This window comes from Psychroflexus tropicus DSM 15496 (assembly GCF_000378765.1).
Classification (GTDB): Bacteria; Bacteroidota; Bacteroidia; order Flavobacteriales; family Flavobacteriaceae; genus Psychroflexus; species Psychroflexus tropicus.
Genome location: NZ_KB905346.1, coordinates 79,475 through 104,701, shown reverse-complemented (window position 1 = coordinate 104,701; position 25,227 = coordinate 79,475). Strand labels below are relative to the sequence as shown.

Below are 25,227 nucleotides of genomic sequence, written 5' to 3'. Positions count from 1 at the left end.
TATTATTTAGAGTACAATTCGACGATGAACTGCTCATTAATTTTTTCTGGAATTTGTGTTCTTTCTGGAACATTTACAAACGTGCCTTCCATTTTTTCACTATTCCAAGTCATCCATTCGTGCACGGATTTATTATTTGAAAGTGATTCTTGAATCACACTTAGAGATTTAGACTTTTCTCTAATACCGACAACATCATTTGGCTTAACGTGGTAAGACGGGATGTTTACAAGTTCACCATTTACTGTAATATGCTTATGAGAAACAAGCTGTCTTGCAGCGCTTCTAGATGGTGCTACACCTAATCTAAACACTACATTATCGAGTCTGGATTCACAAAGTTGAAGTAAGATCTCACCTGTAATTCCAGAAGACCTGTTGGCTTTGTTAAACATGTTACGGAACTGCTTTTCTAAAATACCGTAGGTATACTTAGCTTTTTGCTTTTCCATAAGTTGAACAGCGTACTCAGACTTTTTGCCTCTTCTTCTGTTATTCCCGTGTTGTCCAGGAGGGTAATTTCTTTTTTCGAAAGATTTGTCGTCTCCAAATATAGATTCGCCAAATTTTCTTGCTATTTTGGTTTTAGGACCGGTATATCTTGCCATTGTTATGTATTTATCGTTTGTCTATTATGAATTAAGGTCTTATCCTTCGATAATAGTAAGCTATGATTTATATAATTAGACTCTTCTTCTTTTAGGAGGTCTACATCCATTGTGTGGGATAGGAGTTACATCGATGATCTCAGTAACTTCAATTCCTGAGTTATGTAAAGATCTAATAGCAGACTCTCTACCATTACCAGGACCTTTTACATATACTTTTACTTTACGTAAACCTGCTTCGTGTGCAACTTTACTTGCATCTTCTGCAGATAATTGTGCAGCATAAGGAGTATTCTTCTTACTTCCTCTAAAGCCCATCTTACCAGAAGATGACCATGATATAATATCACCATTTTTGTTCGTTAAAGACACAATGATATTATTAAAAGAGGCAGAAATATGAGCTTCCCCATACGCATCTACAACTACTTTACGTTTTTTTGCTGTTGACTTTGCCATTTGATTTATTATTTAGTTACTTTTTTCTTGTTAGCAACTGTTTTTCTTCTACCTTTTCTGGTACGAGAGTTATTCTTAGTACGTTGTCCTCTTAAAGGAAGTCCAGCTCTGTGTCTAATTCCTCTGTAGCAACCAATATCCATTAACCTCTTAATGTTGATTTGCACTTCAGATCTAAGCTCACCCTCAATAGTGTGCTTACCAACTTCTTCTCTTATTTTTCCGATTTGATCATCGTTCCAGTCTGAAACTTTGATGCTTTCATCTACACCGGCATTTTTAAGAATTTTTTGAGCTCTGCTCTTTCCGACACCGAAGATATAAGTTAAAGCTATAACTCCGCGTTTTTGTTTTGGTATATCTACACCTGCAATTCTAGCCATAATTATCCTTGTCTTTGTTTAAATTTAGGATTCTTTTTGTTGATGACATAAAGACGTCCTTTTCTACGAACGATCTTACAGTCAGCACTTCTCTTTTTTATTGATGCTCTTACTTTCATAGTATTAATATCTATAAGTTATACGAGCCTTAGTTAAATCGTAAGGACTCATTTCTAATTTTACTTTGTCTCCTGGTAAAAGTTTAATGTAATGCATTCTCATCTTACCAGATATATGAGCGGTAACAATATGCTCATTTTCAAGTTCCACACGAAACATCGCATTAGACAATGCTTCTATAATTGTGCCATCTTGTTCAATTGAGGGTTGTTTTGCCATAATTACGCTACTGCTTTTCTATTTTTACCAGATTTCATTAATCCATCATAATGTCTATTCAATAAATATGAATTCACCTGCTGGATGGTATCTATTGCTACACCTACCATAATTAGCAGAGAAGTTCCTCCAAAAAATAAAGCCCAACCTTGTTGAACATTAAGCAGAGAAACCACTATTGCTGGAAATATAGCTATAAGTGCCAAAAAGACAGATCCAGGAAGTGTTATTTGAGACATGATTCTATCTAAATATTCTGAGGTTTCTGCACCAGGTCGAATCCCTGGAATAAATCCACCGCTTCGTTTAAGATCATCGGCCATCTTGTTGGTAGGTACTGTAATCGCTGTATAGAAATAAGTAAATACAATGATTAGTATCCCAAATACAAGATTGTACCAAAAACCAAACATATCTTGAAAGGCTGCGGTTATCCCTTGGGCCATTTCAGTATCGGACAAACCAGCCACTGCTGCAGGTATAAACATAATAGCCTGTGCAAAAATAATAGGCATTACACCAGAAGCATTTAATCTTAAGGGTATAAATTGTCTAGCACCACCAACGGAAGCTTTTTCAAATTTTCCGGAAGCGTTTTTTCTAGCATACTGAACTGGTATTTGTCTTACTGCTCTAACCAGCATCACAGATGCTAAAATGATAACAAACCAGATCACCAACTCAATTAAGATTAAAATTAATCCACCATTAGATTCTGTCACTCTTGAAATAAATTCTTGAATGAATGCCTGAGGAAGAGTAGCGATAATACCCACCATAATTAAAAGCGAGATACCATTTCCAATACCTTTATCAGTTATTTTCTCTCCCAGCCACATAGCGAAGATACAACCAGTGGTAAGAATGATTACAGATGAAGCTACGAAAGTAAACGTGCTATCCATTAAGAAAGCTGATGAAGGCAATATGTTATAAAGATTAATGATATAACCAGGACCTTGAACTAAAGTTATCGCAATCGTTAACCATCTTGTAATCTGAGTGATTTTTTTTCTTCCACTCTCCCCTTCTTTCTGAAGTTTCTGAAGATAAGGTATAGCAATTGTCATTAATTGAACTACAATAGAAGCTGAAATGTAAGGCATTATACCTAAAGCAAAAACAGATGCATTAGAAAAGGCACCACCTGTGAAAGCGTTAAGCAAACCAAGAATTCCCCCATCGGTTTGTGAAGATAGACTTGCCAATTGAGCTGCATCTATACCAGGTAATACGATTTGTGCACCAAATCTATACACCAATAACAAACCTAACGTAAGAAGAATTCTATTTTTCAATTCTTCTATTTTCCAAATATTCTTTAGTGTTTCAAAAAACTTCATAAGGTGATTAATTAAATAGTAATAGCTTCTCCACCAGCAGCTTCAATTGCAGACTTTGCAGACGCAGAAAACTTGTGAGCAGAAACTTTTAATTTTGCTTTCAATTCACCTCTCCCTAAAACTTTAAGAGGTAAGTTTTTGTTAACCTGATCCATAGCATGTAATGTACCAAAATCAACAGAATCAGTAATTAATTTATGATCGACTAACTCCTGCAGACGATCTAAATTGATGGTTTGATACTCGACTCTGTTAGGATTGGTAAATCCAAACTTTGGGACACGTCTTTGCAAAGGCATTTGACCACCTTCAAATCCAATTTTTCTGGAATATCCAGAACGGGATTTTGCACCTTTATGACCTCTTCCAGCAGTTCCACCATTACCAGTAGCCTCACCTCTACCGAGTCTTTTGCTAGTGGTCTTAACAGAACCTTTGGCAGGTTTTAAATTATGTAATTCCATAGTATTAGTTTAATTCTTGAACAGAAACTAAATGTTTAACTTTACTAATCATACCCATCAATGAATCTGAAACTTCAAATTCATTAGATTGACCGATTTTTCTTAAACCTAAAGCTTCTAATGTAAGCTTTTGATTTTTAGGACGCTTAATTGCGCTCCTTGTCTTTGTAACTTTTATCTTAGCCATAATAAGGATCTTAACCGTTAAATAATTTCTCGAGGGTAATACCTCTTTGTTTAGCGATTTGCTCGGCACCTCTTAATTTTAAAAGGGCATCAAACGTAGCCTTCACCATGTTGTGTGGGTTAGAAGATCCTTGGTTCTTAGACAATACGTCGTGTACACCTACAGATTCCAAAACCATACGGGTTGGACCACCTGCAATAACACCAGTACCTTCTGAAGCTGGAAGTAAGAAAACTCTAGCACCACCATACTTTCCTAATTGCTCATGTGGCAATGTAGATTTGTGAAGTGGAATTCTTACTAAGTTTTTCTTAGCATCTTCAACGGCTTTAGAAATAGCATCGGCAACCTCTTTAGATTTACCTAAACCATGTCCTACAACACCATTCTCATCACCTACAACAACGATAGCAGAAAAACCAAATGCTCTACCACCTTTCGTAACTTTAGTAACACGTTGAACGCCAACTAAACGATCTTTAAGATCAAGTCCACCTGGTTTTACTGTTTCAACATTTTTATAATCTTGATACATATTTTAAAATTTTAAGCCACCCTTACGAGCACCTTCGGCTAGTGATTTTACTCTACCGTGGTATAAATAACCACTTCTATCAAAAGATATTGAATCTATGTTTTGGTCTAACGCTTTTTTAGCGATAGCCTCTCCAACAATAATTGAAGCTTCAGACTTCGTTTTGTTGGCCACGTCCACATCTTTATCTCTTGAGGATGCTGAAGCAATTGTAACTCCATTTACATCGTCAATCAATTGAGCGTATATTTCATTATTACTTCTGAACACAGAAAGCCTAGGCTTTTCTGGAGTTCCAGTAATCGTTTTTCTAACACGCTTGCGTATTTTAAGTCTTCTTTTTTCTTTAGAAAATCCCATAATTAAGCTGATTTACCTGCTTTTCTTCTTATATATTCACCTACGTATCTGATACCTTTTCCTTTGTAAGGCTCAGGTCGTCTAAATGAACGAATTTTAGCAGCTACTTGTGATACAAGTTGTTTGTCAAATGACGATAATTTTATAATCGGATTTTTACCTTTTTCTGAAACTGTTTCCACTTTTATTTCAGGCGCCAAATCTATAACAATGTTATGAGAAAAACCAACGGCAATATCTAATTTTTGACCTTGATTAGAAGCTCTGTAACCAACTCCTACAAGTTCTAATTCTTTAGTATAACCTTCAGTAACTCCCTGTATCATATTAAAGACCAAAGATCTGTATAAACCATGTTTGGCTTTGTGTACTTTTTTATCTGAAGGTCTTTCAAAATTGATTTCATTATCCTCAATTTTGATAGTAATATCTTCAAACGTTTGCTTAAGTTCACCTAACTTTCCTTTTACTGTGATAGTATCATCGGTTAGATCAACTGTAACGCCTTCTGGAATACTAATTGGACTGTAACCTATTCTTGACATAATTTTTGTCTTTTTATATTAGTATACGTAACAAAGGATTTCACCTCCAACATGTTCTCTCTGAGCTTGTTTTCCTGTCATCACTCCTTTCGAAGTAGATACTATTGAAATACCAAGACCGTTAAGGACTCTAGGGATTTCGTCAGAACCGGAATACTTTCTCAAACCTGGCTTACTCACTCTCTGTAATTTTTTAATTACAGGGTCGTTTGTATATTTATCATATTTTAAAGCTATTTTAATAATTCCCTGAGTATCATCCTCGATGAATTTATAACTTAAAATATATCCTTGATCGAACAAAATTTTTGTGATCTCCTTCTTTAGGTTAGAAGCCGGTATTTCGACAACTCTATGAGAAGCCAAAACTGCGTTTCTAACTCTAGTTAAATAATCTGCAACTGGATCAATATTCATTTTATTGCATTTTTAAATTAATTACCAACTTGCTTTTTTAACTCCTGGAATAAGACCGTTGTTAGCCATTTCTCTAAAGGTAACTCTAGAAAGACCAAATTGTCTCATATATCCTTTTGGTCTACCTGTAAGCTTACATCGGTTATGCATTCTCACAGGAGAAGCATTTTTAGGTAGTTTTTGTAAAGCCTCATAATCTCCAGCTTCTTTCAAAGCTTTCCTTTTTTCAGCATATTTCTCAACCATTTTCTGGCGTTTGACCTCACGGGCCTTCATTGATTCCTTTGCCATAATTATTTCTTTTTAAATGGTAATCCCAGTTCGGTTAATAATGATTTAGCTTCTTGATCAGTGTTAGCTGAAGTCACAAAGCTGATATCTAGACCTGAGATTCTATTTACTTTATCGATATTAATTTCAGGAAAGATAATTTGCTCAGTAATACCTAAATTGTAGTTTCCTCTACCATCAAATCCATCTGGATTAATGCCATTGAAATCTCTAACTCTAGGTAAAGCTGAAGTTATTAATCTATCTAGAAATTCATACATTCTATAACCTCTAAGTGTCACTTTAACGCCAATTGGCATTCCCTTTCTTAACTTGAAAGAAGCAACATCCTTTTTAGAAATAGTCTGAACAGCTTTTTGGCCAGTTATCGTTGAGAATTCTTCGATAGAGTGATCTATCAATTTCTTATCAGCAATCGCTGCACCAACACCTCTACTTAAAACAATCTTTTTAAGTCTAGGAACTTCCATAGTGTTTGAGTAGCTAAACTCTTCACGTAGAGCTGGAAGTACTTTACTGTTATATTCTTCTTTTAATCTTGGTACGTAACTCATAATTAAATCACTTCATTAGTTTTCTTAGCAACTCTTACCTTTTTACCGTCTTCTACTTTAGTTCCTAACCTTGTCGTCTTACCATCTTTTGTGATAAGTGAAAGATTAGAAATATGAATAGGAGCTTCTTTTTTAGTAATTCCACCTTGTGGATTTGTTGCTGAAGGCTTCTGGTGTTTTGAAATCATGTTGATTTCTTCAACGATCGCCTTATCTTTCTTTACAAGTATATCTAATACTTTGCCTTCTTGTCCTTTATGATCGCCAGCAATGACTCTTACCTGATCACCTTTTTTAATTCTACTTCTTTTCATAGTGATAGATTAAAGCACCTCTGGTGCAAGTGAAACAATTTTCATAAACTGATTTTCACGAAGTTCTTTGGCAACTGGTCCAAATACACGTGTACCTCTCATTTCTCCTGTTGGGTTCAATAAAACACAGGCGTTATCATCAAAGCGGATGTAAGATCCATCTGGACGTCTTACCTCTTTACTTGTTCTAACCACTACAGCTGTAGATACAGCACCTTTTTTTATGTTACCATTAGGAGTAGCTTCTTTAACGCTGACTACAACTTTATCGCCAACCGAAGCATATCTTCTATTCGTTCCTCCAAGGACACGAATAACTAAAACTGATTTTGCACCAGTATTGTCTGCTACTCTTAATCTTGATTCTTGTTGTACCATAATTATTTAGCTCTTTCAATTATATCAACCAATCTCCAGCGTTTTGTCTTGCTAAGAGGTCGAGTTTCCATAATTCTTACTGTATCTCCGTCATTGCAGTCATTTTTTTCATCATGCGCAACGTATTTTTTCGTTTTTAAAACGAACTTACCATACATTGGATGCTTAATTTTTTTGACTTCAGAAACGACAATGGACTTGTCCATTTTGTTGCTTGTCACAACACCGATACGTTCTTTTCTTAAATTTCTTTTTTCCATTGTAAGTAGAATTAATCTAATTCTCTTTTATTGATTTCGGTAGCGATTCTCGCAATTGATCTTCTAACTTTTTTAATTTCAGAAGGGTTTTCTAAAGGAGAAAGGACGTGAGTCATCTTCAAATCGGACAATTTTGTCTGGTGATTTGTTAACTCTTCGTGCAATTCTTCTACCGAAAGCTCTTTTACTTCAGATTGTCTCATCTTTATTTATTCTTGATAATCTCTAGCGACTATAAATTTTGTTTTAACAGGTAATTTTTGGGCTGCCAATCTAAGTGCTTCTTTTGCAACACTTTGAGGAACACCTCCAATTTCAAATAAAATACGACCTGGCTTTACAACAGCTGCCCAATACTCTACTGAACCTTTACCTTTACCCATACGGACTTCAAGAGGCTTCTTGGTGATAGGTTTGTCTGGAAATATTTTAATCCAGATAGAACCTTCCCTTTTCATGTAACGCGTTGCTGCGATACGTGCAGCCTCAATTTGTCTTGCAGTAACAAAAGAAGAATCTAAAGATTTGATTCCAAAAGTTCCATTTGAAAGTCTGTGCCCTCTTTGCGACATACCTTTCATACGTCCCTTTTGCTGCTTACGAAATTTTGTTCTTTTAGGCTGTAACATCTCTTATCTTAATCTTTAATGATTATTTTCTACGACGTGCTTTAGGTCGTCTCGCTTTTCCTTTACTTTCATTCTTTGCTAGGCCAACTAATGGAGATAACTCTCTTTTTCCATAAACTTCGCCTTTCATGATCCATACTTTGATACCCAATCTACCGTAAGTAGTGTGAGATTCTACCAAAGCGTAATCAATATCTGCTCTAAATGTAGACAAAGGAATACGTCCTTCTTTATAAGTCTCTACACGGGCCATTTCAGCTCCGTTCAAACGTCCAGATACCTGAATCTTAATTCCCTCAGCATTCATTCTCATAGCTGCCGCGATAGCCATCTTAGTAGCTCTCCTATAAGAAATCCTGTTTTCAACTTGTCTTGCCACACTGGTAGCAACAAGATGCGCATCTAATTCGGGTCTTTTGATTTCAAAGATATTAACCTGAACTTCCTTATCCGTAATTTTTTTGAGCTCTTCTTTCAACTTGTCTACCTCTTGGCCACCTTTCCCGATAATAATACCTGGTCTGGCAGTAGTGATAGTAACGGTTACAAGTTTAAGCGTACGCTCAATAATTACGCGCGAAACACTGGCTTTAGCTAAACGAGCATGGATATACTTTCTAATCTTGTGATCTTCTGCAAGATTATCACCGTAATCGTTTCCTCCGTACCAATTGGATTCCCATCCTTTAATGATACCAAGTCTATTGCCGATTGGATTTGTTTTTTGTCCCATAGTCTATCTAGCTTTCAGTGTTATTTTTTTCTCCTAGTATCATAGTGACGTGATTAGAACGCTTACGTATTCTATGTGCACGACCTTGTGGTGCTGGACGTAAACGCTTCAACATACTTCCACTATCTACTTTTATTTCTTTTATAAAAACGCCAGCTTGTTCGAGGTCAGAATCTTCATTCTTTGCTTGCCAATTTGAAATAGCAGAAAGCAATAATTTTTCTAATCGACCTGAAGCAGCTTTAGTACTAAACTTCAAGATTTGCAATGCATGAGCTACGTCCTTTCCTCTCACTAAATCAGCAACAAGTCTCATTTTACGTGGTGAGGTTGGACAGTTGTTCAATTTTGCAATAGCAAGTTGACTTTTCTGTTCTTTGAGCATTTCTGCTCTATTTCTTTTTCTTACTCCCATTGTTCAATTATTTTTTTCCTTTATTCTTGGAACCCTGGTGACCTCTGAAAGTACGTGTTGGAGAAAACTCTCCAAGTTTATGCCCTACCATGTTTTCTGTTACAAAAACTGGAACAAATTGTCTTCCATTGTGCACTCCGAAGGTCTGACCCACGAAATCTGGAGTAATTGTAGAAGCTCTAGACCATGTTTTGATCACAGATTTCTTACCTGAATCAAGGTTTTGAGCTACTTTTCTATCTAATTTATAATGGACAAAAGGTCCTTTTTTTAATGAACGTGCCATATCTTATTTCTTTTTACGCTCTATAATGTGCTTATTACTAGACTTAGTTTTAGAACGTGTTTTATAACCTTTAGCAGGTATTCCGTTTCTAGATCTTGGATGACCACCTGAAGACTTACCTTCACCACCACCCATTGGGTGATCTACTGGGTTCATCACTACAGGTCTAGTTCTAGGTCTTCTACCTAACCATCTACTTCTACCAGCTTTACCAGATATCGTTAACTGATGGTCACTATTTGAAACAGCACCCACAGTTGCAATACAAGTCGCTAATACCATTCTAGTTTCTCCAGAAGGTAGCTTGATGGTAACATATTTACCTTCCTTAGCCATTAGCTGAGCAAAAGTACCAGCACTTCTAGCCATTACGGCTCCTTGCTCTGGTCTTAACTCAACACAAGAAATGATAGTACCGAAAGGAATTTGTGATAATGGCATAGCATTACCAATTTCAGTTGGTACCTGTGAAGAACCTGATACTATTTTTTGACCAACCTGAATACCGCTTGGTGCAATAATATATCTCTTCTCTCCATCATCATACTTTAATAGAGCAATAAATGCTGTTCTATTAGGATCATACTCTACAGTCATGACTTCAGCTTGGATATCTTTCTTATCTCTTTTGAAGTCGATGATTCTGTAACGCTTCTTGTGACCACCACCAATGTAGCGCATGGTCATTTTACCCGAGTTATTTCGTCCACCTGAACGTTTGCGAGAGGTAAGCAAAGATTTCTCCGGCTTGCTAGCTGTAATGGCATCAAAACCATTAGCTATCTTAAATCGCTGTCCTGGTGTATTTGGTTTTAATTTTTTAACCGACATGTTTTAAGCTTATAGATTACTATACAAATCAATTGTTTCTCCTTCAGCTACTTTTATAATAGCTTTTTTATACGCCGAAGTTTTTCCAGTCACCATTCCCGTTTTCGTGTATCGAGATTTAATTTTTGGAATCACATTCAATGTGCGTACTCCTTCCACCGTAACGCCATAAGCAGACTCAACAGCCTCCTTAATTTGGATTTTGTTGGCATTACGATCTACGACAAATGAAAACGCGTTTCTTAGTTCGCTATCATTTGTTGCTTTCTCTGTAATAATTGGTTTTACCAAAATGCTCATAGCTTCTATTTGTTGAGATTATTTTGTAATTCTTCTAATCTGCTTTCTGAAATCAATAAAACATTGCTGTTTAATATATTGTAAGTGTTTAATTCCGAGACATTTACAACATTTGCAAATTTCAAATTACGGGACGACAAATATACGTTTTTATTCGACTCATCCAAGACAAGGAGTGATTTTTTATCTCTAATGTTCAGATTATCAAGAACATTTAAAAAATCCTTTGTTTTAGGAGCGTCGAATCCGAAATCTTCAACAATCATCAATTGATCGTTTTTAAATTTCTGAGACAGTACTGTTTTCCTAGCCAATCTCTTCAACTTTTTATTGAGCTTGAAATGGTAATCTCTTGGTCTTGGACCGAAAACTCTACCACCACCTTTAAAAATTGGAGATTTGATACTTCCAGCACGTGCGGTACCTGTACCCTTTTGTTTCTTTATCTTTCTTGTACTACCAACGATTTCAGCTCTTTCTTTAGCTTTGTGAGTTCCTTGACGCTTATTTGCTAAGTGCTGCTTAACATCAAGATAAACCACATGATCATTAGGTTCCAATCCAAAAACAGATTCAGAAAGTTCGACCTCTCTACCTGTTTCTTTTCCTTTTATATCTAAAACTGATACTTTCATTACTTCTGAATAGTTACATAAGTGTTATTATGACCAGGAACACATCCTTTGATCACAAGTAAGTTCTTCTCTGGAACCACTTTCAACACTCTTAGATTTTGAACTTTTACTTTTTTACTTCCCATTTGTCCACCCATCTTCATTCCTTTGAAGATTCGAGCAGGATATGAGGCAGCACCAACAGAACCAGGAGCTCTTAGCATACTTTGCTGTCCGTGAGTTCTCTCAGAACCTGCAAAGCCATGACGTTTTACAACCCCTTGGAATCCTTTTCCTTTAGATGTAGCACTCACGTCTACAAATTCGTTTTCTTTGAATAAGTCTACAGTGATTTCATCACCTAACTTATACTCTTCATTAAATCCTTGGAATTCCATGACTTTACGCTTGACAGAAGTACCAGCTTTCTTAAAGTGACCTAAGTCTGCTTTAGTGGCATTTTTGTCTGTTTTGTCATCGAAACCAAGTTGAAGCGCTTCATACCCGTCAACCTCGTTGGTTCTGACTTGGGTAACTACACATGGACCAGCTTCTATTACAGTACACGGAATGTTTTTTCCGTTCTCGTCGAAGAGACTAGTCATGCCGATTTTTTTTCCTATTAACCCAGACATAATTAATTTTTGATTATTACTATTTATTTAAAAAAAATTCAGGACAAAAAATACTTCGTCCTGAATGTATTTTTCTTCCGTTTTTCCCTCGACAAACGCTCGGGACATGTCTATTCTCAGCTCGTGAGAATGTTATTGAGATTCCCGTTTTCACGGGAATCTGCTTATACTTTAATCTCTACTTCTACACCGCTAGGCAACTCAAGCTTCATCAAAGCATCAATTGTTTTTGATGAAGAGCTATAGATATCAAGTAATCTCTTGAAAGAGTCTAATTGAAATTGCTCTCTAGCTTTTTTGTTAACGTGAGGAGATCTCAACACAGTAAAGATTTTACGTTTTGTAGGTAATGGAATTGGTCCAGTAACTACAGCACCAGTCGTCTTTACGGTCTTTACGATTTTCTCAGCAGACTTGTCTACCAAGTTGTAGTCGTATGATTTTAGTTTGATTCTTATTTTTTGACTCATAATAAGCTCTAATTATTCGTTTAAACCTTTAGCACTTTTGATTACTTTCTCAGAAATGCTCGCTGGTGTTTCTTCAAATTTTAAAAATTCCATAGTGGAGGTCGCTCTACCAGAAGATAATGTTCTTAAAGTAGTCACATAACCAAACATTTCAGATAGCGGCACATCAGCTTTGATGATTTTGGCTCCAGATCTGTCTGACATGTTGTTTACCTGACCTCTTCTTCGGTTCAAGTCACCAACGATGTCACCCATGTTTTCTTCTGGAGTTACCACCTCTACTTTCATGATTGGTTCTAGTACAATAGCACCTGCGCTTTTAGCAGCAGCTTTAAAACCTAATTTAGCAGCAAGTTCGAACGATAATTGATCGGAATCCACAGGGTGAAAAGACCCATCCTTTAAGGTTACTTTCAATGTATCCATTCTAAATCCAGCTAAAGGTCCATTTTTCATCGCTTCCTGGAATCCTTTTTCAACAGAAGGAACAAATTCTTTAGGAATTCGACCGCCTTTGATCTGATCTACAAATTGTAAACCTGGCCCTTCGAAATCTTCATCAACAGGACCCATTTCAAATACTATATCAGCAAATTTACCACGACCACCAGATTGTTTTTTATACACTTCTCTATGGTCTGCAGATCTTGTTACTGCTTCCTTATATTCTACTTGAGGTTCGCCTTCATTCACCTCTACTTTGAATTCACGCTTTAAACGATCCACTAAGATTTCGATATGAAGTTCACCCATACCAGAAATAATAGTTTGACCTGAAGCATCATCAGTTTTTACCTGGAATGTTGGATCTTCTTCAGCTAACTTACCTAAGGCAACACCAAGTTTTTCAACATCAGCTTTTGTTTTAGGCTCCACTGCAATACCGATTACAGGATCAGGGAAAGACATAGATTCAAGTACGATAGGAGCGTCTAATGCAGTAAGCGTATCGCCTGTTTTAATGTCTTTAAATCCAACTGCTGCACCAATATCTCCAGCTTCGATAAATTCGATTGGCTCTTGTTTATTGGAGTGCATCTGATACATTCTAGAAATACGCTCTTTTTTACCAGAACGGTTATTAAGAACATATGATCCAGCCTCTAATCTACCAGAATATGATCTAAAGAAAGCCAAACGCCCTACGAACGGATCGGTTGCGATTTTAAAAGCAAGCGCAGAAAATGGAGAATCCACATGCGGCTTACGTGTTTCTACCTCACCAGTTTGAGGGTTTTCACCTTCAATAGCTTCAACGTCTACTGGAGATGGAAGATATCTCATTACGGCATCAAGCATAGCCTGAACACCTTTATTTTTAAATGCAGAACCACACATCATCGGTATGATAGACATATCGATAGTAGCAGCTCTTAATGCAGCTATGATTTCATCTTCTGTGATAGAATTTTCGTCTTCGAAAAATTTCTCCATCAACTCCTCATCATACTCGGCAACAGCCTCTACAAGCTCAGTTCTGTATTTTGTTACGTCAGCTTCAAGTTCTGCAGGAATATCGATTTCTTCGTAAGTCATACCGAAATCTTCTTCATTCCAGATGATGGCTTTTTTAGAAATTAAGTCTACTACACCTTTAAAGTCAATCTCATCTCCGATAGGAACCTGAAGTGGCACTGGATTTCCACCAAGCATTTCTTTTACCTGCTTGCACACGTTAAAGAAATTAGCACCTTGTCTGTCCATTTTATTAACGAAACCAAGACGGGGCACTTTATATTTATCAGCTTGTCTCCAAACGGTTTCAGATTGTGGCTCAACACCATCAACTGCACTAAACAAGGCAACAACACCATCAAGTACTCTTAGCGATCGCTCAACTTCAACAGTGAAGTCAACGTGTCCTGGAGTATCGATAATATTAACAATGTACTCGTGATCTCTGTAAGGCCATGTACAATGTGTCGCAGCAGAAGTAATGGTAATACCTCTTTCCTGCTCTTGCTCCATCCAGTCCATAGTAGCAGCGCCATCATGAACCTCTCCTATTTTGTGACTTATACCAGTATAATAAAGAATACGCTCTGTTGTCGTTGTTTTACCAGCATCAATATGAGCGGCAATTCCAATATTTCTAGTAAATTTTAAATCTCTTTGTGCCATTATTTAGAATCTAAAATGTGAAAATGCTTTGTTGGCTTCAGCCATCTTGTGCGTATCTAATCTCTTCTTAACCGCTGCACCTTCTTCTTTTGCAGCCGCCATTACTTCTGCAGCCAGTTTAGCTGCCATCGTTTTTTCGTTTCTCTTTCTAGAATAACTAATCAACCACTTCATAGCGATTGAAATCTTTCTATCTGGACGAATTTGAGAAGGGATCTGAAATGTAGCACCACCTACTCGTCTACTTCTAACTTCAACGTGAGGCATTACATTAGATAAACCTTCTTTCCAAATTTCTAGAGAAGATTTTTCGTCGTCCTGCTTTTTGTCTTCAATGATATCCATCGCATCATAGAAGATTTTGAAAGCAATTGATTTTTTTCCGTCCCACATCATCATATTAACGAATCTAGTCACTAACTGATCGTTAAATTTAGGATCTGGTAATAAAGGACGTTTTTTGGCCTGTCTTTTTCTCATGTCTTTACTTTAACTCTGATTATTTTTTAGGTCTTTTTGCACCATACTTGGATCTACGTTGTAGACGACCTTCTACTCCTGCTGTATCCAAAGCACCACGAACAATATGGTACCTTACACCAGGTAAATCTTTAACTCTCCCGCCTCTAACTAATACTATCGAGTGCTCCTGTAGATTGTGTCCTTCACCTGGAATGTATGCGTTTACTTCCTTACCATTAGTCAACCTCACACGAGCAACTTTACGCATCGCTGAGTTTGGTTTTTTTGGTGTAGTTGTGTAAACTCGCGTACAAACTCCACGTCTTTGAGGACAAGAATCTAAAGCCGCCGATTTGCTCTTCTTAGTCATCTTGCGTCTTCCTTTTCTTACTAACTGTGAAATTGTTGGCATAGTTTTACTTAAATTGTTTTAAAAAATCTCTTATTTTTAAGGTTTGCAAATGTAGATAATTAATCATAAAAAACAAATATTAATCAATTAATTTTCAGTAGATAACAGAAAGGCTTCCCTTACCTTATTGAAACTCATTTCATCAATTATTGAAATATGAAAGAAAAATCAGCGTTTACAAACACAATTATGAAAAAATAAGACCAACCAACACTATATGCTAAAACCGTTTTATTTGTTTTTGTTCTGCATTGCATTAACTCATCAAGTGATGTCTCAAAGTATCAGACTAGATTTGAACACTGAGGCAGATTTAACAACTACAAATAAAACATTTGATTTTTCTTCACTTCAAGATGCTAAGGAGTTTTTGAACTTTAAACTAGACAGTTTAAGAGAAGCAGGCTATCCTTTTCTTACCAATCAAGTTGAGCTTCAAAACTATAAGCTAAAAGTTTTTGTCAACCTCAATCAAAAAATTGACTCCTTATATATAGGAGTCAATGAAGAAGATTTTGATTTACTCCCTAAAACCCAGATACTCGACAAAAACATCAAGATAGCCTTCACCGACTACTCAAGCTTACAGAATTTCATCATCATCAAACTTCAAAACCAAGGCTCCTCTTTTGGAAAGGCTTTTCTTAATAATATAAGATCAGAGCACAATATCATGAGGGCCGACTTAATTATAGAACGCGGTAACAAAAGGACAATAGACAAAATCACCATTAAAGGCTATCCCAAACTATCGGACACCTACATTAGGCGATTTTCAAATTTGAAAATTGGAGAGGCATTTGTAGAAACTGAAGTTCAAGACAAAACAGAACAACTCAACAACATACCTTTTGTAAATGTAAAAAAGCCAACTGAAGTCTTGTTTCAAAAGGACTCAACTGAACTTTTTTTATACCTCGAAAAGGTAAAATCCAATAGCTTTGATGGGTTTCTTGGGTTTGGAAGTACAGAAGAAGATGACTTTCAACTAAATGGCTACCTTAATGTCGTTCTGCTTAACAATCTCAATTTTGGAGAGCGCTTAAGTATAGTTTATAAAAATGACGGCATAGGTCAGCAAACTTTCGAAGGAAATCTCAAACTCCCTTTCATCCTGAGTAGCCCTTTAAGTCTTAACGCCAATCTTAGATTATTCAGGAGAGACTCCGCTTTTTCAAACAGCTCCCAGGCTGTTAATCTAAATTATCAACTCAACGAAAAACTGAGTGTTTTAGCTGGCGTAGAGTCGACTAATTCTACCAGTCTGGAAATAGAGTCAAGCAACACTAATCCTGATATTCAGAATTACAATTCTATTTTTTATGAAATCGGATTTGATTTTATTAAAATTAGATCGAGAGCCAATTTGGAAGAAGATACTTTTTTATCCATTAGAGGAGGAATTGGAAAACGAAGGACAGAACAAGAGACCGAGCAATACAAATTATCGCTATCGGGCCAACATCTCATCAGCCTCAACAGAAGAAATAAGATTTTTGTTAATATTAACAGTCAGTATTTGATTTCAGATAGATATGTTAACAATGAATTATTCAGATTTGGCGGAGTGAATTCGATTCGAGGATTTTCAGAAAATTCACTTATTGCCAACCGATTTGCTGTGCTACAAACAGAGTATCGATACATTTTAGATTCCAATTTATTTGCTAATACAGTGGTAGATTTTGGAAATTATGAAAATAAACTGGATGATTTTAACGAAAATATTTTAGGATATGGAATTGGTCTAGGCTTGAGATCAAGAGGAGGATTATTTAGATTAGTCTTAGCTAACGCGGTATCTACAAACCAAGAATCGACTTTCTCTAATTCAAAAATCCACATTAGTTTTACATCTTTTTTCTAAAATATGTTACCTCCATGTTAATTTTTAACAAGCCAAATATTAAAATAAACCCAAATTAAGTTGTGAGATTAACTTTATTTTTTGATTTTTGGCTTGGCTAATTCAAATAAACAAAAAAATGAGAACAAAGTTAAGTGGAATTTTAACGCTATTTCTAGCGTTGGTTGTGCAAGTAACCATTGCACAAACCAAAACAGTGACCGGAACGGTGACTGACGACTCCGGGCTACCCCTTCCAGGAGCAAACGTGTTAGTAAAGGGGACTGCAACAGGAACTCAAACCGACTTTGACGGTAAATATTCTATCGAGGCTTCTGCAGATCAAACGCTAGAGTTTACATACATTGGGTTCGGTACAGAATCTGTTGTAGTAGGTAACAAATCGGTCATCGATGTGCAATTAAGTCCAGGAGAATCTCTGGATGAAGTTGTTGTTGTTGGCTTTGGTACTTCCAGAGAAAAGAAGTCTTTGGGGTATGCGGTAAGTCAGGTTGAATCTGAAGGCTTGGAACAACGTGCAGAGGGCGATCTAGGTCGTGTTCTTAACGGTAAGGCCTCAGGTGTTGTTATTAACAATACCAGTGGTATCTCTGGTTCTGCAACCAACATCAATATTAGAGGGTTTTTATCTATCAATAACTCAAACCAGCCATTATTTATTGTGGATGGTGTTCCAATTTCGAATGACACCAACGCAACTGGAAACTTCGTTAACGGTAACTCTGGGTCTTCCAGATCTTTAGATTTAGATCCAAACGCTATCGAGAGCGTTTCTGTCCTTAAAGGATTTGCTGCAGCGACAGTATATGGATCTGCAGGTAGAAATGGTGTAATCTTGATCACCACCAAAGCAGGTGCAGCAGGGGTGACGAAAAAGAAAAATGAAATTACAGTATCTCAAGGAATTTTCTTCAACGAAATTGCTTCACTACCAGATTATTCAGAACGATTTGGTAACGGATTTGATGGAGCTTTTGGTAACTTTTTTTCTAACTGGGGACCAGGATTTTACGAAGAAGGTTTTGGCGGTTGGGGTGCCTCAACCAGTGGTATTAGTCCAGATGGAACGTACCCTCACCCTTACAACAGAGCCAATTTAGCTAATGTTTTTCCAGAATTTCAGGGACAAACTTTGCCATGGCAAGCTGAACCAGATAATGTAAAAGACTTCTTTAGAACAGGAGTTGTAAGAAACACTTCTGTAAACATTGCGAGTTCTTCAGACGATGGTAAAATTTCTTACAATGTAAATTTTGGTCATTTAGATGATGATGGATTTACGCCTGGCAACAATACGACAAGAACCAACTTTTCTGTAGGTGGTCGTGCTTTGCTTTCTAACAAATTTACTGTAAATAGTACTATAAATGTGAGCAGAACAGACTTCAAAACACCACCTGTAGCATTGAGTAGTGGTTCTGGTGTTACTGGAACTGGACTTTCTGTTTTTGCAGATATATTCTACACGCCAAGAAACCTGCCTTTAATGGACTTACCATTTCAAAATCCAATTACAGGGGCTAGTGTGTATTACAGAAATGATGAAGGCATTGTAAATCCAAACTGGATAGTTAACAACAGTTTTGTAAACCAGGTGACTTCTAGATTTAATTCATCTAATACAATAACCTACGATGTGAATGATAATCTCAATCTACTATATCGTGCTGGACTTGATGTATATTCAGAATTAAATGAAACGGGACAAAATATTGGTGCTAATGCAGGAAGTATTTTAGGAAACTACAGATCTTTTACTAACACTAATATTTTCTGGGATCATAACTTTCAAGTAAACGGAAATTACGATTTAACCGATGACATCAATTTAAATTTTACAGCAGGTGCTAATGCCCGTTATGAAAAATTTGATCAGGATGGAGTGAATAGTTCAGGTCAAATTGTTTTTGATGTCTTTAGACACTTCAACTTTAGAGAACAAACACCTCAGCAATTTCAGACCTTTCAAAATATCGTAGGATTATATGGTACAGCAGATTTAGAGTATAAAGATTACTTATACTTTAACCTTTCTGCTAGAAACGACTGGGTATCCAATCAAATTGATAACTCCCAGTTTTACCCAAGTACCAGTATATCGTTTTTACCAACATCGGCTTTCGAAGGTTTAAGAACTAAAAACGGCTTAAACTTTTTAAAATTAAGAGCCGGTTATGGTACTTCTGCTGGATTTGCACAAGGCTTTCCAACAGTAAATACATTACCATTAGATGCAAGATTTTTCACTCCACAGGGAAGTGCTTCTCCTGTAGCTCAAAATTCTGTTTCCAGAATATTAGCAAACAGAGAGTTAAGACCTGAACTATTTGAAGAAATTGAATTTGGCATTGAAGGTAGAGCGTTAGATAATCGTTTAACTTTCGATTTATCTTACTATGAAAGAAATACTACAGATTTAATTATCAACAGACCTCTTCCACCAAGTACAGGGTTTACTCAAACCCAATTTAACATTGGTAAAATAGAAGGCTATGGTATTGAAGGTGATGTTGGTTTAAGAGTGATTCAAAACGAAGCTAATGGCTTTAACTGGGATGTCAATTTCAATTATACTTTATACCGTTCTGACGTAACAGATCTTAACTTAGAACCTGGAGCAGATCCAGAAGAAAATGCGATTGTATATGCAGGTTTCACAAATGCTGTAGGTAACTCTGCTGTAGAAGGATTCCCTTTTAGTTCTATCACTGGATCATCTATTGCTAGAGACGAAGATGGTAACCCACTAGTAAATGCCTCTGGATTATACGTTATCGATCAAGGACCAAATGTTATAGGAGATGCAACACCAGATTTTATAACTAACTATTCAACAACTTTGTCTTATAAAAATATATCTCTTAATGCCTTGATCAGTTATCAGCATGGTGGGGATATTTATTCTGAGACCATTGGTACGCTTCTAGGAAGAGGTCTTACGACTGATACAGACAATAGATTAGATACTTATATTTTACCAGGTGTATCTGATGCGACAGGAGCTGTAAACACAACACAAATTAATAATTCATCTTATTACTTTGATGTGGTAGGCTTGCAAGGACCTGATGAATTGAAAGTATACGACGGCTCTTTTATTCGTTTACAAGAGGTTTCTTTAACTTATACTTTTCCTAAAGATTGGTTAGAATCAACTCCTTTTGGTAATTTATCTTTATCTTTAGCAGGTTATAACTTATACTTTGATGCCCCTAATACTCCAGAAGGAGTTAATTTCGATCCGAATATTATCGGTACAGGAGTAGGTAATGGTAGAGGTCTTGATTTTATCAATGGTCCAAGTGGAAGACGTTATGGTTTTACCTTAAGAGCAACATTTTAAAACAATATGAAAATGAAAAATATAAAATTTATACTTATTCTTGCGATAGGTCTATTCACTTTTCACTCTTGTGAAACGATAGATTTGGACAAGCGCGAGAATCCTAACGAATTGACCCCATCTCAAGCAGACATAGATCTATCTATGAATGCAATACTCATTAGGCTTGGGTCCTTCACAGAACAAGTAGGCGAATATGGTTCTGAGTTCACAAGAATTAGAAACATGTTCGGGAACAATTATGCTAATGTTTATAGCCCTGCGACTTTCAGTGGTCAGTGGAACTTAGCTTATGCAGATATTCTAAACGAAATCAGAGCAATGAATGCTCAAATTGATGGCCTTGAAGGTGAATTTGAGAAGCATAGAGCTGTAGGTGAGGTAGTAGAAGCTTATGTGATTGTTACATTAGTTGACTATTTTGGAGACATTCCTTATTCTGAAGGTTTAAGTGAAACTAACCTAACGCCAGCAATCGACCAAGGTAGTGACGTTTATCAGGCAGCTTTAGATTTGCTTGATGATGCCATCGTAAAATTTCAACAACCTACAACTGTTGAACTTGCAAATGATTTCTATTACGACAATGATTATGAAGTTTGGGAGCGATTAGCAAACACAATCAAGATGAAAATTTACATTCAATCTAGACTTGTTGATCCTAATGCTTTAAGCAATTTTGAAGCTATTGCTTCTAGTGGTAACTTTATTCAGGAAGGTGAGGATTTCGTATTTGAATGGGGATCTAACTTAGATAATCCAAACTCTAGACACCCACTATACAACGATCAATATGCTCCAGGTGGACCAGCAGTTCATTACATGTCTAACTGGCTAATGGACCGTATGGTTAATAGCCAAGATGTTCCAGATCCAAGAATTAGATATTATTTTTACAGACAGGTAGATGATGTATTATCTAATGTAAACCCTGAAACTGGAGAAGAAAAAAGATGTGTGGTTCAAACCATTCCTCCTCATTATGCAAATAACGGTGTAGTATATTGTGTTATCGATAATAACAACGGTCTATGGGGTAGAGACCACGGTAGCCAGGACGGTATTCCACCAGACGGATTCTTAAGAACTGCATTTGGCATCTATCCAGCTGGAGGTCGTTTTGACGATGATTCTTTTGAAATTATCGATGACAATAACTACGGTGCTGAAGGTAATGGAGTATCTCCAATTATTTTAGCTTCCACAGTAGATTTTTGGAGAGCTGAAGCTGCTTTAGTGGGTGGTGCTGGTGCTGCAGACCAATTTCTTGAAAGCGCAATCACCAAACACATTAACTATGTAAGAACGTTTACCTCTAGAAGTGCTGCGACTTTTGATGAAACATTTATACCAGATCCTTCTGTAGATGCAGACTACATCAATTCTGTAATTACTGCCTTTAATGCGGGAACAACTCAAGAGAAATTGAATATACACGCCGAACAATTCTTTATTTCTTTAATTGGAAATGGAACGGATGCTTACAATTTCTACAGAAGAGTTGGTGCTCCAACAGATATTCAGCCGAATATTGAACCGAATCCAGGACCATTTCCAAGATCTTTTTTCTATCCAACTTCTGAAGTACAGGCAAACCCTAATGTTTCTCAGAAGGAAGATTTAACCGTGAGAGTATTTTGGGATAATAACCCAGTTTCAGGATTTCCAGAAAATAACTAAAAATAAATAAAATGAAAACACTAATAAGTAAGATATGTTTACTGGTTCTTATAGCAGTAGTCATAGGATGTGATGATAACGAAAGACCTATCGATACTTTCTTTGATAACACAACTCGTGGAACTGTATTAAGGACGATTGATGACCAGACCAGCTTAGAATTTAATGTTGGTGTAGAAAACTTAGTCACTATTGGCGCAGAAGTGATTGACCAAAGAGGACAAGACTTCGAAAAAGTAGATGTCTTTTTATCATTCATCGATAACAATCCAGAAGATGGAGACAATAGCAAAGATGAAGTCTTGGCTGTGTCTATACCTAAGGCAGACTTTGACCAAAGTGGAGAGTACCCTGTTTTAGATCTAAATTTTAACACAGAAGATATCAATTCTACTTTGGGTTTAACTAGTGAAGACTATACTGGTGGAGATAGATTTGACGTTAGGTTGGCTCTAGTTATGAATGATGGAAGAGTTTTCTCTAGTAACAATGTTAATAATGTTGTGTCTGGTGGAGCCTTTTTCCGTTCTCCTTTCTTATACGCTATCAATGTGACTTGTTTCGTTCCTCAAGATTATTTTGTAGGCGAATACCTTATGGAGCGTATTAGTGACCAGGAAAGTCCATTCGGAGATTCATTCACTCAAGAGGGTGAAGTTGTAACCATTACAAGAAATGGCGCAGATAGAGTATTTGAATTCACCTACTTCCCAGGTGGATTTGATTTTAACCAGCAAATGGTCCTTTCTTTAATTTGTAACGAAATTTTCGTAAATGGTGGTGCAGTTTCTGGAACGTTGGGTTGCGGTGATGGCTCTATTGGTCAAGGTACTCCTGAAGTCCCTTCGACTTATGATCTAGAAAATGATACTGAAATTATCATTGATATTTTAGATTTCGAACCAGACGCAGGATGTGGAACTGGAAGTTACCCTGTAACACTTAGATTCACTAAACAAACTGGTAACTAAAATTTAAGCTAACTTTTAGTACTAAAGCCGCTTCTTTCGAAGCGGCTTTTTTTGTTTGTGAGAATTATAACTTGCGTTAAATGTCTAAATTTCATACATTTATAAAAAATTGATTATGAAATATATATTTACTTTAGTATTATTTTATTGTATCTCTAATGTTCTACTAGCACAAAATCCTAAAACTTTAGAAATATTTGAATACGAAAAACAACAGGAATTAAGAGTTGATGAGTTTAAGGCTAATTCTACAAAAAGCCTTGCAGAACAACAAGGTGTTCGTTTGTGGGACGTAATTAATGGTCTACCTATTTATATAGAAGATTTAAATGTGAGAGCCGCAAGATCGACCAGAACAGACTTCATTAAACCTGAAGGTGATTTAGGATTAAATCTTGCCGGAACAGGTTTTGATATTGGAATTTGGGAAGTTGGAGGCATTCCACAACCAGACCATATTGAATATGGTGATCGTGCAAACGAATCTAGAATAAAAGTAGTAGATTCTATTGAAACTAGTTTTCACGCCACTCATGTCGCTGGTACATTAATTGCAAGAGGGGAATTACCACAAGCCCAAGGGATGGCGATAGCTGCTACCCTAAGTGCTTATGATAGTCCGTCTGATTTAAGTGAGGCTTTGCGAGAAGCAAGAGACAATGAATTGTTGATCTCAAATCATTCTTATGGTGTTCCAATTGCTAATATTGAAGGGAACGAATGGTTAGCCGGAGCCTACAATAATACGGCTAGAGTTTGGGATAACGTTACTAACCTATATCCTTACTATCTTCCAGTATATGCAGGTGGTAACGATGGAAACGTTGAATATGAAGGCGGATTGGCGCCAGGTTATGATAAATTAACTACTAATTCGAATTCAAAAAATTTATTGATTGTAGCTAATGCTGCTAATGTAGTTCTAGATGGGGATACTGGTGTAATGACTAATGCCATTATAAACTCAGGTAGTTCCCAAGGTCCAACAGACGATGGTAGAATTAAACCTGATATTGCAGGATTGGGAACTAGTATTGTTTCCACTGCACCAGGTAACCAATATGGAACAGCTACGGGAACCTCTATGGCCTCACCAAATGTTGCAGGCTCTGCTTTGTTACTTCAGGAACTTTATGGAAATTTAAATGAAGATTTTATGTTGTCGTCTACTTTGAAGGGTCTTATTTCTGTGACAGCAGATGATGCTGGCCCTGTAGGTCCAGATCCTTTTTTTGGGTGGGGAGTGATGAATTCAAAAAGAGCAGCTGAAGCTATCATAAACAATGGAGATGGAGATATTATTCTAGAAAAAACTTTAATTCAGGGAAGGACTGAAACCATGAGAATTTCTACAAACTCTCAAAAAGCCATGAGAGTTGCGATTGCCTGGAATGATCCAGCAGGAACTGCAGCTCCTAATGGCGTTTTTAATGATCCCACACCTGTTTTAGTAAACGATCTTGATTTAAGAATTAATAACATTGAAAACCCAGAAATTGTATTTAATCCTTGGTTATTAAATTCAAGAGTAGTTTCAGAACCTGCTTTTAAAGGTGATAATATTGTAGACAACATCGAGATTATTGAGTTAGAAGGACAAGGTACATTTGATATTTCGATAACACATAAAGGAGATTTAGATGATGGGGAACAAGTTTATTCTCTCATTGTATTAAATGGAGACGAAGAAACCTTATCTAATGCAAATTTTGATGAAACCCCAATTGCTTTTTGGCCAAATCCTGTTAAAAATAAATTGAATATTTCATCTTCTGAAATAAACTTCAGTAAAGATTTACAGGTTTCAATTTATGATCTTACAGGAAGAAAATTGATAGACTTAAATGATTTAGAGTCAACATCCAACCTTACTATTGATGTAAGTACATTATCTAGAGGATTATACATCTTAAGTCTTACAGATGGCAATCAAAGTATTCAAAAAAGAATTATTAAAGAATAAATCCATATCAATAGAATAATTAAAGGGATTGGCATAATTTTGCCAATCCCTTTTTAAG

35 protein-coding genes are annotated in these 25,227 nt (G+C 36.4%); 5 read left to right on the top strand and 30 right to left on the bottom strand.

What is annotated here, in order from left to right; genetic code table 11:
* Nucleotides 1-2: 2 nt before the first annotated feature.
* The 30 genes from rpsD to rpsL form a co-directional block, all read right to left on the bottom strand.
* Nucleotides 3-608 (bottom strand): 30S ribosomal protein S4, encoded by a 606-nt coding sequence (rpsD, locus tag F598_RS0113015; RefSeq protein WP_019039511.1) that lies wholly within the window; start codon nucleotides 606-608, stop codon nucleotides 3-5.
* A gap of 75 nt (nucleotides 609-683) precedes the next feature.
* A complete protein-coding gene (gene rpsK / locus F598_RS0113010) occupies nucleotides 684-1,067 on the bottom strand; it encodes a 30S ribosomal protein S11 (protein ID WP_019039510.1) in 384 nt (127 codons plus the stop codon).
* Between the two features lie 8 nt (nucleotides 1,068-1,075).
* Nucleotides 1,076-1,450 carry a 30S ribosomal protein S13 gene (gene rpsM / locus F598_RS0113005; RefSeq protein WP_019039509.1) on the bottom strand — a complete coding sequence of 125 codons (375 nt, stop codon included), beginning with the start codon at nucleotides 1,448-1,450 and terminating at the stop codon, nucleotides 1,076-1,078.
* A gap of 2 nt (nucleotides 1,451-1,452) precedes the next feature.
* Complete coding sequence (ykgO, locus tag F598_RS14640; RefSeq protein WP_015361145.1) at nucleotides 1,453-1,569, bottom strand: type B 50S ribosomal protein L36; 117 nt, start codon at nucleotides 1,567-1,569, stop codon at nucleotides 1,453-1,455.
* 4 nt (nucleotides 1,570-1,573) lie between these two features.
* Entirely contained in the window at nucleotides 1,574-1,789 is a 216-nt protein-coding gene (infA, locus tag F598_RS0113000; RefSeq protein ID WP_003442661.1) for a translation initiation factor IF-1, read from the bottom strand.
* A 2-nt stretch (nucleotides 1,790-1,791) separates the two neighbouring features.
* A complete protein-coding gene (secY, locus tag F598_RS0112995; RefSeq protein WP_019039508.1) occupies nucleotides 1,792-3,132 on the bottom strand; it encodes a preprotein translocase subunit SecY in 1,341 nt (446 codons plus the stop codon).
* Nucleotides 3,133-3,143: 11 nt separating this feature from the next.
* Nucleotides 3,144-3,596, bottom strand: a complete 453-nt coding sequence (gene rplO, locus F598_RS0112990) for a 50S ribosomal protein L15 (RefSeq protein ID WP_019039507.1) — start codon at nucleotides 3,594-3,596, stop codon at nucleotides 3,144-3,146.
* A 4-nt stretch (nucleotides 3,597-3,600) separates the two neighbouring features.
* Entirely contained in the window at nucleotides 3,601-3,783 is a 183-nt protein-coding gene (gene rpmD / locus F598_RS0112985; RefSeq protein WP_019039506.1) for a 50S ribosomal protein L30, read from the bottom strand.
* Nucleotides 3,784-3,793: 10 nt separating this feature from the next.
* Nucleotides 3,794-4,318, bottom strand: coding sequence for a 30S ribosomal protein S5 (rpsE, locus tag F598_RS0112980; RefSeq protein WP_019039505.1), 525 nt, complete (start codon nucleotides 4,316-4,318; stop codon nucleotides 3,794-3,796).
* 3 nt (nucleotides 4,319-4,321) lie between these two features.
* Nucleotides 4,322-4,678 carry a 50S ribosomal protein L18 gene (gene rplR, locus F598_RS0112975; RefSeq protein ID WP_019039504.1) on the bottom strand — a complete coding sequence of 119 codons (357 nt, stop codon included), beginning with the start codon at nucleotides 4,676-4,678 and terminating at the stop codon, nucleotides 4,322-4,324.
* A 2-nt stretch (nucleotides 4,679-4,680) separates the two neighbouring features.
* The gene (gene rplF, locus F598_RS0112970) at nucleotides 4,681-5,223 is read right to left on the bottom strand and encodes a 50S ribosomal protein L6 (protein WP_019039503.1); all 543 of its coding nucleotides are present in this window, start codon (nucleotides 5,221-5,223) and stop codon (nucleotides 4,681-4,683) included.
* Between the two features lie 18 nt (nucleotides 5,224-5,241).
* Complete coding sequence (gene rpsH, locus F598_RS0112965; protein ID WP_019039502.1) at nucleotides 5,242-5,640, bottom strand: 30S ribosomal protein S8; 399 nt, start codon at nucleotides 5,638-5,640, stop codon at nucleotides 5,242-5,244.
* A gap of 21 nt (nucleotides 5,641-5,661) precedes the next feature.
* Nucleotides 5,662-5,931 carry a 30S ribosomal protein S14 gene (gene rpsN / locus F598_RS0112960; protein WP_019039501.1) on the bottom strand — a complete coding sequence of 90 codons (270 nt, stop codon included), beginning with the start codon at nucleotides 5,929-5,931 and terminating at the stop codon, nucleotides 5,662-5,664.
* Between the two features lie 2 nt (nucleotides 5,932-5,933).
* Nucleotides 5,934-6,485, bottom strand: coding sequence for a 50S ribosomal protein L5 (gene rplE / locus F598_RS0112955; RefSeq protein ID WP_019039500.1), 552 nt, complete (start codon nucleotides 6,483-6,485; stop codon nucleotides 5,934-5,936).
* Nucleotides 6,486-6,487: 2 nt separating this feature from the next.
* On the bottom strand, nucleotides 6,488-6,799 hold the full coding sequence (gene rplX / locus F598_RS0112950; protein ID WP_019039499.1) for a 50S ribosomal protein L24: 312 nt from the start codon (nucleotides 6,797-6,799) through the stop codon (nucleotides 6,488-6,490).
* A gap of 9 nt (nucleotides 6,800-6,808) precedes the next feature.
* Nucleotides 6,809-7,177 (bottom strand): 50S ribosomal protein L14, encoded by a 369-nt coding sequence (gene rplN, locus F598_RS0112945; protein WP_019039498.1) that lies wholly within the window; start codon nucleotides 7,175-7,177, stop codon nucleotides 6,809-6,811.
* A gap of 2 nt (nucleotides 7,178-7,179) precedes the next feature.
* Nucleotides 7,180-7,437, bottom strand: a complete 258-nt coding sequence (gene rpsQ, locus F598_RS0112940; protein ID WP_019039497.1) for a 30S ribosomal protein S17 — start codon at nucleotides 7,435-7,437, stop codon at nucleotides 7,180-7,182.
* A gap of 11 nt (nucleotides 7,438-7,448) precedes the next feature.
* Nucleotides 7,449-7,640: a 50S ribosomal protein L29 gene (gene rpmC / locus F598_RS0112935; protein ID WP_019039496.1), complete on the bottom strand. Its 192-nt coding sequence runs from the start codon at nucleotides 7,638-7,640 to the stop codon at nucleotides 7,449-7,451.
* Nucleotides 7,641-7,646: 6 nt separating this feature from the next.
* Nucleotides 7,647-8,066, bottom strand: a complete 420-nt coding sequence (rplP, locus tag F598_RS0112930; RefSeq protein ID WP_019039495.1) for a 50S ribosomal protein L16 — start codon at nucleotides 8,064-8,066, stop codon at nucleotides 7,647-7,649.
* Between the two features lie 22 nt (nucleotides 8,067-8,088).
* Nucleotides 8,089-8,799 (bottom strand): 30S ribosomal protein S3, encoded by a 711-nt coding sequence (gene rpsC, locus F598_RS0112925; protein ID WP_019039494.1) that lies wholly within the window; start codon nucleotides 8,797-8,799, stop codon nucleotides 8,089-8,091.
* A 7-nt stretch (nucleotides 8,800-8,806) separates the two neighbouring features.
* On the bottom strand, nucleotides 8,807-9,214 hold the full coding sequence (rplV, locus tag F598_RS0112920; protein ID WP_019039493.1) for a 50S ribosomal protein L22: 408 nt from the start codon (nucleotides 9,212-9,214) through the stop codon (nucleotides 8,807-8,809).
* Nucleotides 9,215-9,221: 7 nt separating this feature from the next.
* Entirely contained in the window at nucleotides 9,222-9,500 is a 279-nt protein-coding gene (rpsS, locus tag F598_RS0112915; protein ID WP_019039492.1) for a 30S ribosomal protein S19, read from the bottom strand.
* 3 nt (nucleotides 9,501-9,503) lie between these two features.
* Nucleotides 9,504-10,331, bottom strand: a complete 828-nt coding sequence (gene rplB, locus F598_RS0112910) for a 50S ribosomal protein L2 (RefSeq protein ID WP_019039491.1) — start codon at nucleotides 10,329-10,331, stop codon at nucleotides 9,504-9,506.
* 9 nt (nucleotides 10,332-10,340) lie between these two features.
* Nucleotides 10,341-10,631: a 50S ribosomal protein L23 gene (gene rplW / locus F598_RS0112905; protein ID WP_019039490.1), complete on the bottom strand. Its 291-nt coding sequence runs from the start codon at nucleotides 10,629-10,631 to the stop codon at nucleotides 10,341-10,343.
* 5 nt (nucleotides 10,632-10,636) lie between these two features.
* Nucleotides 10,637-11,266: a 50S ribosomal protein L4 gene (gene rplD, locus F598_RS0112900; protein ID WP_019039489.1), complete on the bottom strand. Its 630-nt coding sequence runs from the start codon at nucleotides 11,264-11,266 to the stop codon at nucleotides 10,637-10,639.
* Complete coding sequence (gene rplC, locus F598_RS0112895; RefSeq protein ID WP_019039488.1) at nucleotides 11,266-11,880, bottom strand: 50S ribosomal protein L3; 615 nt, start codon at nucleotides 11,878-11,880, stop codon at nucleotides 11,266-11,268. Before rplC ends, rplD begins: the two co-directional genes overlap by 1 nt.
* A gap of 164 nt (nucleotides 11,881-12,044) precedes the next feature.
* A complete protein-coding gene (gene rpsJ, locus F598_RS0112890) occupies nucleotides 12,045-12,350 on the bottom strand; it encodes a 30S ribosomal protein S10 (protein WP_019039487.1) in 306 nt (101 codons plus the stop codon).
* 12 nt (nucleotides 12,351-12,362) lie between these two features.
* Nucleotides 12,363-14,471, bottom strand: a complete 2,109-nt coding sequence (fusA, locus tag F598_RS0112885) for an elongation factor G (RefSeq protein WP_019039486.1) — start codon at nucleotides 14,469-14,471, stop codon at nucleotides 12,363-12,365.
* Between the two features lie 3 nt (nucleotides 14,472-14,474).
* Nucleotides 14,475-14,951 carry a 30S ribosomal protein S7 gene (rpsG, locus tag F598_RS0112880; RefSeq protein WP_019039485.1) on the bottom strand — a complete coding sequence of 159 codons (477 nt, stop codon included), beginning with the start codon at nucleotides 14,949-14,951 and terminating at the stop codon, nucleotides 14,475-14,477.
* A 19-nt stretch (nucleotides 14,952-14,970) separates the two neighbouring features.
* Nucleotides 14,971-15,345, bottom strand: a complete 375-nt coding sequence (gene rpsL, locus F598_RS0112875) for a 30S ribosomal protein S12 (RefSeq protein ID WP_019039484.1) — start codon at nucleotides 15,343-15,345, stop codon at nucleotides 14,971-14,973.
* A 271-nt stretch (nucleotides 15,346-15,616) separates the two neighbouring features.
* Between rpsL and F598_RS0112870 the strand changes: the two genes are divergently transcribed.
* The 5 genes from F598_RS0112870 (at nucleotide 15,617) to F598_RS0112850 (ending at nucleotide 25,169) form a co-directional block, all read left to right on the top strand.
* Nucleotides 15,617-17,212 (top strand): BamA/TamA family outer membrane protein, encoded by a 1,596-nt coding sequence (locus tag F598_RS0112870; protein ID WP_019039483.1) that lies wholly within the window; start codon nucleotides 15,617-15,619, stop codon nucleotides 17,210-17,212.
* 118 nt (nucleotides 17,213-17,330) lie between these two features.
* Nucleotides 17,331-20,555 carry a SusC/RagA family TonB-linked outer membrane protein gene (locus F598_RS0112865; protein WP_019039482.1) on the top strand — a complete coding sequence of 1,075 codons (3,225 nt, stop codon included), beginning with the start codon at nucleotides 17,331-17,333 and terminating at the stop codon, nucleotides 20,553-20,555.
* A gap of 12 nt (nucleotides 20,556-20,567) precedes the next feature.
* Entirely contained in the window at nucleotides 20,568-22,235 is a 1,668-nt protein-coding gene (locus F598_RS0112860; protein WP_026302718.1) for a SusD/RagB family nutrient-binding outer membrane lipoprotein, read from the top strand.
* Nucleotides 22,236-22,246: 11 nt separating this feature from the next.
* Nucleotides 22,247-23,206, top strand: a complete 960-nt coding sequence (locus tag F598_RS0112855; protein WP_019039480.1) for a hypothetical protein — start codon at nucleotides 22,247-22,249, stop codon at nucleotides 23,204-23,206.
* 115 nt (nucleotides 23,207-23,321) lie between these two features.
* Nucleotides 23,322-25,169: a S8 family serine peptidase gene (locus tag F598_RS0112850; RefSeq protein WP_019039479.1), complete on the top strand. Its 1,848-nt coding sequence runs from the start codon at nucleotides 23,322-23,324 to the stop codon at nucleotides 25,167-25,169.
* The last annotated feature ends 58 nt before the right edge of the window (nucleotides 25,170-25,227 follow it).